The following is a 10051-nucleotide window of genomic DNA, read 5'->3' on the forward strand; positions in this document are numbered from 1 at the left end:
GAACTGGCCGAGACCAAGAAAGGCATCGCCGAAGGCCAGGTCGACATCGTCATCGGCACGCACGCGCTGCTCGGTTCCGCGATCTCGTTCAAGAACCTTGGTCTGCTGATCATCGACGAAGAGCAGCATTTTGGCGTCAAGCACAAGGAACGGCTGAAGGACCTGAAGACCGACGTGCACGTGCTGACGCTGTCGGCGACGCCGATCCCGCGAACGCTGCAACTGGCGTTGACCGGGGTGCGCGAGCTGTCGCTGATCGCCACGCCGCCGGTCGATCGCATGGCGGTGCGCACCTTCATATCGCCCTTCGATCCGCTGGTGATCCGCGAGACGCTGCTGCGCGAACGCTATCGCGGTGGCCATTCTTTCTATGTGGTGCCGCGCATCAGCGATCTCTCGGAAATACATGATTTCCTGAAGGAATCCGTGCCGGAGTTGAAGGTGGCGGTGGCTCATGGCCAGATGCCGCCGGGCGAACTCGACGACATCATGAATGCCTTTTATGACGGCCAGTACGACGTGCTGTTGTCGACCACCATCGTCGAATCCGGCCTTGATATTCCGACCGCCAACACGCTGATCATCCACCGCGCCGACATGTTCGGCCTGTCGCAGCTCTACCAATTGCGCGGCCGCGTCGGCCGTTCGAAGGTGCGGGCCTACGCGCTGTTCACGCTGCCGGCCAACCGCAAGCTGACCGACACCGCCGAGCGGAGGCTCAAGGTGCTGCAATCGCTCGACACTCTGGGCGCCGGCTTCCAACTGGCCAGCCACGACCTCGATATCAGAGGCGCCGGCAATCTTCTCGGCGAGGAGCAGTCCGGACACATCAAGGAGGTCGGCTTCGAACTCTACCAGCAGATGCTGGAAGAAGCCGTCGCCGAGGTGAAGGATTCGGGCGAGGTGCAGGATGGCGGCTGGTCGCCGCAGATTGCCGTCGGCACGGCGGTGATGATCCCGGAAAGCTATGTTCCGGACCTGCAGCTCCGGCTGGCGCTTTATCGCCGTCTCGGCGATCTCGAAAACACCGAGGAAATCGACGCTTTCGGCGCCGAGCTGATCGACCGCTTCGGCCCGCTGCCGGAGGAGGTGAAGCATCTGTTGAAGATCGTCTTCATCAAGGCGCTCTGCCGCAAGGCCAATGTCGAAAAACTCGACGCCGGGCCGAAGGGCGTCGTCATCCATTTCCGCAAGCGCGAATTCTCCAACCCGGTCGGGCTGGTCAAGTTCATTGGCGAACAGGGATCGTTGGCCAAGATCCGGCCGGACCACAGTGTCGTCTTCGTGCGCGACTGGCCGACAGCCGAGAAGAGGCTGGCGGGCTCGGCGGTCGTCATGACGCAGTTGGCACGGCTGGTGGAGAAGGCGGCGTAGCTAGCCTCGGACCATTCGCCAGCGCTGAAATTCCGGTCTAGAATAGGAAATCGGCTTCGTGTATGGAGCCGCGATCCCCAATTGGGGCGGGAATGGCGGAGTATAGGCCGCTGGAAAGAGCGTTGGGTGCAGCGATGACGAAATGGTCGCCGAATTCGTGGAGAGCAAAGCCGATCAAGCAGGTTCCTGCTTATCCGGACCTTGCAGCGCTGAAGAACACGGAGGCCCAGCTCGCAACCTTTCCGCCGCTGGTTTTTGCCGGTGAGGCGCGCAAGCTCAAGAAGCAGCTCGCTTCGGTCGCTGCCGGTGACGCATTCCTCCTTCAGGGTGGCGATTGCGCCGAGAGCTTCGCCGAGCACGGCGCAGACAACATCCGCGACTTCTTCCGCGTCTTCCTGCAGATGTCGGTGGTGCTGACCTTCGCCGGCGCGCAGCCGGTGGTCAAGGTCGGCCGCGTTGCCGGCCAGTTCGCCAAGCCGCGCTCGTCCGACAATGAGACCAAGGGCGAGGTGACGCTGCCCAGCTATCGCGGCGACATCATCAACGGCATCGAATTCGACCCGAAGTCGCGCATTCCGGATCCCGCTCGCCAGGAGATGGCGTACCGCCAGTCGGCGGCGACGCTCAACCTTCTGCGCGCCTTCGCGCAAGGCGGCTATGCCAGCCTGGAGAATGTGCACCGCTGGATGCTCGGCTTCGTGTCCGACAGCCCGCAGGGCGAGAAATACGAGTCGCTCGCCAACCGCATCACCGAGACGATGGACTTCATGAAGGCCGTCGGCATCACTTCGGAAACCAACTACGCGCTGCGCGAGACCGATTTCTATACCAGCCATGAGGCGCTGCTGCTCGGCTACGAGGAGGCGCTGACGCGTGTCGATTCGACCTCCGGCGACTGGTACGCTACCTCGGGCCATATGATCTGGATCGGCGACCGCACCCGCCAGCCCGACCATGCGCATGTCGAATATTGCCGCGGCATCAAGAACCCGCTCGGCCTGAAATGCGGTCCGTCGCTGACGCCGGACGGCTTGCTGGAGCTGATCGACTTGCTCAACCCCGAAAATGAACCCGGCCGGCTGACGCTGATTGCACGTTTCGGCTCCGACAAGGTCGCCGACCATCTGCCGAAGCTGGTTCGCGCGGTGCAGAAGGAAGGCCGCTCGGTGGTGTGGTCGTCGGACCCGATGCACGGCAACACGATCGAGGCCGCCGGCTACAAGACGCGGCCGTTCGACCGCATCCTGAAGGAGGTTCAGACCTTCTTCGAAGTGCACCGCGCCGAAGGCACGCATCCGGGCGGCATCCATGTCGAGATGACCGGTAAGAACGTCACCGAATGCACCGGTGGCGCGCGCGCCATCACCGCCGAGGAGTTGCAGGACCGCTACCACACCCATTGCGACCCGCGCCTCAACGCCGACCAGGCGATCGAACTGGCGTTCCTGGTGTCAGACCTGCTCAAGAAGAGCCACCCGGTGCAGCACAAGCAGGTTGCGAACGGTTAGGCTCGATTTCGGCCTGAACGGCTGACGGAAAAAGCGCTGGAGAAATCCGGCGCTTTTCTTTTAGTTGGTTCAGTGCCCGCGTTCCCAGCGCAGGCCGGCGAGTCTGGGGTCAGCAAACGCCGTCCTTGAAAACTCGATGCGCTTTTCCGGAAACTCGCAGATCGCCTGCACGCCGAACGCACCAAGCCGGATGCGCCAGGTCCGCGGCTCCAGCGGCTTTGCCTTGGCAAAGCCGCGGCAGGTCAGCAGCGCAATGTTGGCGCCCTTGGGATCGCGCGCCGAGCGGTAGCGGATCGCCTCCAGCCCGGCCTCGCGGGCAGTATCGGCAATGGCCTGGCAAGCGGCATAGTCGGTCGGATGCGTCCATGCCGTTGCGTCACGATCGAGCGGCGGCCGGGTGAGATCGATCACCTTGGCGCATTTGATCGCGGCCGCAAAGGCCGTGTATTCGGCGGCGTCGCTTGGCCAGGGTGTTTTGGGCGACTCGGCAAAGAACAGCAGCCGGTAGAAGGCCATTTCGGCCACCGCGGTCATCATGGTCTCGGCCGCATAGTAGACGCCCTTGGTCCTGCCGGCACGGCGGAAGCGCGAACCGTGCGGATAGACCGAGCCGTAGCGGAAGGGCGTCGCCAGGAGATAGTGGAGATGGCGGCATTCAATTGGGATCTGCGGCTTGGTTTCCTCGATCAGGTCTTCCAGCATCGCCTGTTCGTCGAGCGTGTCGACGATTTTCAGCGTCGAGACATGGTGCTGCGCTTCGACCATGCGCCAGTACTTGCTGTCGATGCCGACGGTCTCAGACGAGAGCGCGTCGGGAGTCCAGATAGGCAATGACATCGACGAGCCCGGTGATGGTGAGGATCTTTTCAAGCGGAGCAGCGTCGAACGCCGTGTTGGCGTTCTTCAGCCATGCCCGGGCGACGACCGCGTCGCCGCCGACAATGGCGTCGAGCGAGCGGAACAGCCTGACGAACAACACGGCAAGCTCGAATGGCTTGGTGCCGCGCTCGAGCACGAATTCGTTCCTGCGCATGCGCGAAACCGTGGCCTCCGAAACTCCGATCACCGAGGCCAGCATTCTGGCGGTGATGTCCAGCAGATCGGCCGCGCGCACCGTTGCCTTGGTCAGGACTGCATTCTCGGCTGTCTTGGCAGCGGTTTGAGATTGCATTGCGACGCCTTCCTATTTCTGTAGAAAATATAGGCCACAAAAATTCATATGGAAAGGGGCGGGACGCAAAACAATCTGCAAACGGGAGTCTCAATCCTTCTTGTAGAGCAGCCAGCTCTTGCCTGCTCGGCCAGCCATCGTCGAGTGCCTGGTGACGCGGTTGCGGCCGCTGACCTTCGAGCGATAGAGCGCCCGGTCGGCCTTGGTGTAGAGATCTTCGGGTCCTTCGGCTTCGGACGCCATGCAGATACCCATCGAGACGGTGACGGTGCCGTAATTCGTGCCCGTCTGGCTGCTGGTGAACGGCGTCTGCTCGATCAGGGCACGAATACGCTCTGCAACGTCATAGGTGGCGTCCTCGCTGGCGCCCTCGACGATCAGCGCGAACTCCTCGCCGCCGGTGCGAGCAACGAACATGTCGCCGCGAATGCTGGTCTGGAAGATATCGGCGATGCTCTGGATGATCTTGTCGCCGACCGGGTGGCCGAAGCGGTCGTTGATGTCCTTAAAGCGGTCGATGTCGGCAAGGACCAGGGCGTTGAACAGGATACCCCTGTTGCTGTTGTAGATCCTGGTGATTTCCTTGTCGAAGGCGCGGCGATTCCAGATGTGGGTCAGGGGATCGGTGTCGGCCAACCGTTTGTATTCCTCGAGCTTCGATTTGACGGTCTCGAGTTCGGCCGTCTTGTCGCTGAGCGTCGAGGCCACCTGCCGGCCGTGATCGATCGTCGAATTGGTGGCAACCGCCATGGCGTTGGCGATCTTGTGCAAAAGATCCTGGGAGAGAAGGCTGCGGCCGTTGAGGCCGCTCGATGTCTCATCGAGGATCCTGCCGTATTTCTCGATATGGCTGCGCTCGCTCCGCAGCAGTGAAGCAACCTCCTCGAGCTCCCTGGCAATGACGTCTCGGGCATGCTCGACGATGCCAGGACCATGGTTGTGGGCAAAGAAAGTGCGCCCGATCTGATCCAGTTCATCCTGTGTCGGCCGGCTGCTCAGCGAAACGACGGCCAGGCTGAGTTCGCGATTGGTGCCGCTCAGGGCCTCATAGAAGATCTCGTAATTGCGCGGCAGGCCGAGCACGCCCAACTGGCGCATTGTCGCGACAACAGTGGCTGCGATGTCGGTGCGTTCGGTCGGGACAGCTGCCGGCTGCATTCTGGTTCTTCCCCCGGATGATCCGCGGAATTCGCGGATCCCCTTTTGTCGCCGAACCCTGGGGAATGCGACCGACGCTTCGGAACAACTTGCGAAGGGATGCGTCCCCACCCACGGCCTTCACTTGCAGGGTGACCATAAATGCGCTGTCGCTAAAGTTCTCTTAACTGGCGAAGGTTCCGCGGGTTTTCTCTGTCTGCGGGCTGTAAAAGCTCTGGTTCGCGCGTCCAACAGTTGGAAACAACGCCGGTGCAGCGGCCCGAATTCGCGATTCGCGCATCGCACGCTTCAAAATGAAACCGAATTTCGGATTCTCCACGCCAGTACATGTCGCATTTGCTTGCGTGCGTGCGCCGCAAAGCTGGAATCCTGAAGGCGATGCCAGGCACTTTTCTTTCAAGGAGGATCGACGTGAGTGGTGGTCACCAGGGATCGTGTCTGTGTGGAGCCGTCCGCTTCAGAACGAACGGAGCGTTGCGTGGCGTCGTCTATTGTCATTGCTCGCAATGCCGCAAGCAGAGCGGACATTTCTATGCCGCGACCAATGTTGCCAATGTCGACATCGTGATCGAAGGCGTGGAAAGTATCACCTGGTACGAAGCCTCTACCTTCGCCAGGCGTGGGTTCTGCAAGGCATGCGGGTCGGTGCTGTTCTGGAAGCCGCGAGACCAGGACTACGTTTCAGTCATGGCGGGATCGTTCGACAAGCCGACAGGTCTTGAGGGGGAATGCCATATCTTCGTCGGTGACAAGGGCGACTATTATTCGATCGACGACGGGCTGCCGCAGTTTGAAAAGTCGACATCGTCCATACCGGTTGCTGAATGAATCTTGGACAAGTCACCTTATTCCATTGATCTGGCCAGCCATTGCATTATCCCGTGCCGGTGATTCGCAAAGGGGTTTGGCATGCAGCGGCTGATCGACGCTTATTTCAATTCGGTGCGGGCGTTTCGCAAGCTGGCCGCCAGCGAGAAGGCTTTCCAGCAGGAGCTGATGCTGCTGGCGCTGGCACTGCCGCTCGGCTGGTTCGTTTCGATCTCGTGGCGCGGTTATGCCTTGCTGATCGGCGCGGTGCTGCTCTTGATCATGGTCGAGGTGCTTAACACCGGCATCGAGGCGGCATGCGACGCTTTCAGCCGCGAGTTCAATGTCGACATCCAGTTGGCCAAGGATTGCGGTTCGCTGGCGGTGCTGATTTCGGTGCTCATCGTCGCCGGTGTCTGGGGCATCGCCATTATCGAGCGGATCACTGGGCTACCGATCTAGCCTTTCGATGCCTATATGCCAGTCACCAAAGGAGACTGTCATGGCCGGGGCCGTCAATTTTCTGCTTCTCGAACGCGTGGGCCTGCCAGACGATCTGCGCTGGCTCGTCGAAAAATACCCGCGTGAAAACTGGCAGGACCATGCCAACGTCCACGGCATCGCCAATATGTGGCTGCAGCGGCACGACATGTTCCGCGAACTCGGCGGCATGCTGGCCAACGGCATTGACGACTTCCGTGAGGGACGGCTGACGGCGCCTGATTTCGCGCGCTGGTTCGCGCCGCGCCTCAATCATTTTCTTGGGCATCTCGACGGTCACCACAATGTCGAGGATTATCAATATTTCCCGGTATTCGCCAAGGCCGAGCCCCGTTTGAAGCGCGGCTTCGAGATTCTCGATGCCGACCACCACACCATCCATGAAGGGCTGGAGCGCAATGCCGAGGCGGCCAATGCCTTCATCAAGACGCTGCAGGAGAGCGAAGACAGACAGCGCTTTGCAGCCGACGCCTATGCCGACGAAAACAGCCGGCTGATCGCCATGCTGACAAGACATCTTGCCGACGAGGAAGACCTGATCGTCCCGCTCATCCTCGATCGGGGGGATCGGGCGCTCGGGGTGGATTGACGATCAGCCTTCCCTGGCGCGTTCCCTCCTGGCGATGTGACGGGCGACGAGCCATGCCAGAACGGCCACGGTCAGGCCGATGCCAAGACCGATCAGCAACCGTTCGTGATGCATCAGCGCCTGGCCGATGAAGTGCTCTGCGCCAAGTCCAAAGACATAACCGATCGTACCGAACAGCACCGCCCAGACCGCCGATGAAAGCGCGTTGAGGATGACGAAGCGCGGCGCTGTGATATTGGAGAGCCCGGCTGCAATGCCGCCGACGAGACGCATGCCGTAGATATAGCGGTTCGACAGCACGAAAATGTCGGGATGGGTGTTGAGCAGGCGAAAGGCGCGGCGAAAGCCGGGCCGCTTGCGCAATCTGACGACATAGGGATGGTCGGCAAAGCTTCGTCCGAGGATGAAGAAGAAAGTGTCGCCGACAAAGGCGCCGAGGCCGGCCGCAAGGACGGCGTGCCACAGCACGAAGACCTGCTGGTGGGCGAAGAAGCCGCCGAGAATGGCAGCACTTTCGCCCTCCGCGACGCAACCGACAAAGACCGCGAGCAGCCCGTATTGTTCGATGAAATGGTGGATCGCGTCGATCATGAAGCCGACTGCTGCGAAGACAGCCTTTCGTCGATCCGCTTGATCATCTCGGTCAGTTGCACGATCTCGTCGCGCATGCCGAGAATCTGGCCGTGGCGCAGTTCATCCAGCTTTTCATGCAGCGCCATGATCTCGATCTCGGCTTTCAGGTTGACCTCGTAATCGTGGGCGGCGTCGATGCGGTCGCGTTCGGTCTGGCGGTTCTGCGCCATCATGATCACCGGCGCCTGCAAGGCGGCTACCATCGACAAAACGAGATTGAGGAAGATGAACGGGTAGGGATCGAAGGCGTCACGCGACAGGAGCCAGACATTGCCCGCCGTCCATAGGACCAGAAAGGCGATGAAGGTCAGGATGAAGGACCATGACCCGCCGATGCGGGCGATCGTATCGGCAAGCCGGTCGCCGAAGGTCTGGTGGAAGGCAACGGCCTTGTTGGTGTCGCGCGAGATGGTGGTGCGTTCGAGCGTCGATTGCAGCACCCGGCTTTCGAGCTGGCTGAGGCCGTCCGGCCGCCGCTTGAGCCAGCGGTTCGCCAGATCGTCGATCGTCTTGTTCATGGCCATCTCCAGGGTCTTAGGCTTGCCGTAAGAGGTAGAGGCTGCCGGCTCGCACGGGAAGTGTTAGATTGATTCCAGTTGCCGAGGGACCAATGGCCGATTTCAAGAAAATTCGCGCTCGCGCCGCAAAACGTAAGGGCGGCGAAGAGGAACTGACGTCGCTGCTTGGTCCGGCGCCTGACAATGCCGCCGTGGCTGACATCCCCGATGACCGCATTCTCTCCATTATGGCTGAGCGCGTCTTCGCCGCCGGTTTCGTCTGGCGCGTCATCGAGCAGAAATGGCCTGGCTTCGAGGAGGCGTTTCTGCGCTTTGAGCCGAAGCGGCTGTTGTTCCAGCCCGATGATTTCTGGCACGATCTGACGGCCGACCAGCGCATCGTACGCAACCCGCAGAAGATCAGATCCGTTCGCGACAATGCTGCCTTTGTCGAGCGTGTGTCGAAGGAATATGGCGGTTTCGGCAAATTCCTTGCGGAATGGCCCGATGATGACCAGGTCGGGCTGATGGCCTGGCTCGGCAAGCATGGCAGCCGGCTGGGCGGCAACACGGGCCAGTATTTCCTGCGCTGGCTGGGTTGGGATGCGTTCGTCATCTCGGGCGATATGGCCGCGGCGTTGCGCGACGCCGGCCTCGACATCGCCGAAAGCCCGACTTCGAAGAAGGATTTGGACAAGATCCAGAGGCAAATCAATCAATGGGCAGCGGAGACGCATCTGCCGCGCCGCCATATTTCACGCGTCCTGGCGATGTCGATCGGCGAGAACCATTCGCCGCAAGCGCTGCGCGAATATATGGGCGACGACTGAAACGTGGTCGCTTGCCACGATCGGCATTCGTCGATCGGTCAACACGATCGAATCGATCGGTCCGGACACGAATGACATTCGTCATTTGCTCCGAATTGGTCCAAACGAACGCCATTGCCCGGGCAATTTTGCCGCGCTAAGTCAGCAGGCATGACCAAGAAGCTCGACATCCTGCGCATCGCCGTCGCCCAGCTCAATCCGACTGTCGGCGACATATCAGGCAATCTCGCCAAAGCCCGCGAGGCGAGGGCGGATGCCGCACGTCAGGGCGCCGATCTCGTGCTCTATACCGAGCTTTTCCTCGCCGGCTACCCGCCGGAGGATCTGGTGCTGAAGCCGGCCTTTTTGAAAGCCTGCGAAAAGGCGGCACAGGACTTTGCCGCCGACACCGCGGATGGCGGTCCCGGCGTCATCATCGGCACGCCGTTGAAGCGCAAGAGCGGCACGCACAATTCGATCATCTTCGCCGACGGCGGCAAGATCATCGCCGAACGCTACAAGCTCGATCTGCCGAACTACGGCGAGTTCGACGAGAAGCGCGTCTTCCAGGCCGGACCCGAGATCCAGGGGCCGGTCAATTTCCGCGGCGTGCGCATCGGAATTCCGATCTGCGAGGACATCTGGGGCGATGTCGATATCTGCGAGACGCTGGCCGAAAGCGGGGCAGAAATCCTGCTGGTGCCGAACGGCTCGCCCTATTATCGCGCCAAGATCGATGTCCGCCACCAGGTCGTCATCCGCCAGGTCATCGAATGTGGGCTGCCGATGATCTATGCCAACCAGCTTGGCGGCCAGGACGAGCTGATCTTCGACGGCGCTTCGTTTGCCATTGGCGCCGACAAGACACTTGCCTTCCAGATGAGCCAGTTCGAGGAAGCGGTCGACGTCACCACCTGGAAGAGACAAGGCGATCACTGGGTCTGCTCGGAAGGGCCGATGTCGAAAATCCCGGACCGGGAGGAGGCTGACTATCGCGCCTGCAT

The 10051-nt window shown here is 61.1% G+C and carries 12 protein-coding genes; 7 read left to right on the plus strand and 5 right to left on the minus strand.

What is annotated here, in order from left to right; genetic code table 11:
• On the plus strand, positions 1–1374 hold a 1374-nt coding region (locus EN925_RS09790), incomplete at its 5' end, for a TRCF domain-containing protein (RefSeq protein WP_281040641.1).
• A gap of 134 nt (positions 1375–1508) precedes the next feature.
• The gene (locus tag EN925_RS09795) at positions 1509–2882 is read left to right on the plus strand and encodes a 3-deoxy-7-phosphoheptulonate synthase class II (RefSeq protein ID WP_013531905.1); all 1374 of its coding nucleotides are present in this window, start codon (positions 1509–1511) and stop codon (positions 2880–2882) included.
• Between the two features lie 69 nt (positions 2883–2951).
• Here the strand turns inward: EN925_RS09795 and EN925_RS09800 are convergent, their stop codons facing one another.
• From EN925_RS09800 to EN925_RS09810, 3 genes are all read right to left on the minus strand, one after another.
• Positions 2952–3719, minus strand: a complete 768-nt coding sequence (locus EN925_RS09800) for an RES family NAD+ phosphorylase (RefSeq protein WP_013531904.1) — start codon at positions 3717–3719, stop codon at positions 2952–2954.
• Positions 3679–4053: an MbcA/ParS/Xre antitoxin family protein gene (locus tag EN925_RS09805; RefSeq protein ID WP_013531903.1), complete on the minus strand. Its 375-nt coding sequence runs from the start codon at positions 4051–4053 to the stop codon at positions 3679–3681. Before EN925_RS09805 ends, EN925_RS09800 begins: the two co-directional genes overlap by 41 nt.
• A 90-nt stretch (positions 4054–4143) precedes the next feature.
• The gene (locus EN925_RS09810; protein WP_027161481.1) at positions 4144–5211 is read right to left on the minus strand and encodes a GGDEF domain-containing protein; all 1068 of its coding nucleotides are present in this window, start codon (positions 5209–5211) and stop codon (positions 4144–4146) included.
• Positions 5212–5622: 411 nt separating this feature from the next.
• Between EN925_RS09810 and EN925_RS09815 the strand changes: the two genes are divergently transcribed.
• From EN925_RS09815 to EN925_RS09825, 3 genes are all read left to right on the plus strand, one after another.
• Entirely contained in the window at positions 5623–6039 is a 417-nt protein-coding gene (locus tag EN925_RS09815) for a GFA family protein (protein WP_127369360.1), read from the plus strand.
• Positions 6040–6120: 81 nt separating this feature from the next.
• The gene (locus EN925_RS09820; protein ID WP_024503562.1) at positions 6121–6480 is read left to right on the plus strand and encodes a diacylglycerol kinase; all 360 of its coding nucleotides are present in this window, start codon (positions 6121–6123) and stop codon (positions 6478–6480) included.
• Positions 6481–6520: 40 nt separating this feature from the next.
• Entirely contained in the window at positions 6521–7108 is a 588-nt protein-coding gene (locus EN925_RS09825) for a hemerythrin domain-containing protein (protein ID WP_027161483.1), read from the plus strand.
• A gap of 3 nt (positions 7109–7111) precedes the next feature.
• Here EN925_RS09825 and EN925_RS09830 read toward each other — a convergent pair whose 3' ends face one another.
• Both EN925_RS09830 and EN925_RS09835 read right to left on the minus strand, forming a co-directional pair.
• Positions 7112–7699, minus strand: a complete 588-nt coding sequence (locus EN925_RS09830) for a DedA family protein (protein ID WP_127369361.1) — start codon at positions 7697–7699, stop codon at positions 7112–7114.
• Entirely contained in the window at positions 7696–8259 is a 564-nt protein-coding gene (locus EN925_RS09835) for a DUF1003 domain-containing protein (protein ID WP_024503559.1), read from the minus strand. The genes EN925_RS09830 and EN925_RS09835 overlap by 4 nt, the downstream gene beginning before the upstream one ends.
• Positions 8260–8351: 92 nt before the next feature.
• Between EN925_RS09835 and EN925_RS09840 the strand changes: the two genes are divergently transcribed.
• Positions 8352–9068 (plus strand): DNA-3-methyladenine glycosylase I, encoded by a 717-nt coding sequence (locus EN925_RS09840; RefSeq protein WP_127385433.1) that lies wholly within the window; start codon positions 8352–8354, stop codon positions 9066–9068.
• Between the two features lie 150 nt (positions 9069–9218).
• Positions 9219–10051: nitrilase-related carbon-nitrogen hydrolase (locus EN925_RS09845; protein WP_281040642.1), on the plus strand; the 833-nt coding region annotated here is incomplete at its 3' end.

It is taken from the genome of Mesorhizobium sp. M7A.F.Ca.US.006.04.2.1 (assembly GCF_004022915.1).
GTDB lineage: Bacteria > Pseudomonadota > Alphaproteobacteria > Rhizobiales > Rhizobiaceae > Mesorhizobium > Mesorhizobium ciceri.

Coding starts and splice junctions, on each gene's coding strand:
- EN925_RS09795 (WP_013531905.1), top strand. CDS start 1,509: ATGACGAAATGGTCGCCGAATTCGTGGAGAGCAAAGCCGATCAAGCAG.
- EN925_RS09800 (WP_013531904.1), bottom strand. CDS start 3,719: ATGTCATTGCCTATCTGGACTCCCGACGCGCTCTCGTCTGAGACCGTC.
- EN925_RS09805 (WP_013531903.1), bottom strand. CDS start 4,053: ATGCAATCTCAAACCGCTGCCAAGACAGCCGAGAATGCAGTCCTGACC.
- EN925_RS09810 (WP_027161481.1), bottom strand. CDS start 5,211: ATGCAGCCGGCAGCTGTCCCGACCGAACGCACCGACATCGCAGCCACT.
- EN925_RS09820 (WP_024503562.1), top strand. CDS start 6,121: ATGCAGCGGCTGATCGACGCTTATTTCAATTCGGTGCGGGCGTTTCGC.
- EN925_RS09825 (WP_027161483.1), top strand. CDS start 6,521: ATGGCCGGGGCCGTCAATTTTCTGCTTCTCGAACGCGTGGGCCTGCCA.
- EN925_RS09830 (WP_127369361.1), bottom strand. CDS start 7,699: ATGATCGACGCGATCCACCATTTCATCGAACAATACGGGCTGCTCGCG.
- EN925_RS09835 (WP_024503559.1), bottom strand. CDS start 8,259: ATGAACAAGACGATCGACGATCTGGCGAACCGCTGGCTCAAGCGGCGG.
- EN925_RS09840 (WP_127385433.1), top strand. CDS start 8,352: ATGGCCGATTTCAAGAAAATTCGCGCTCGCGCCGCAAAACGTAAGGGC.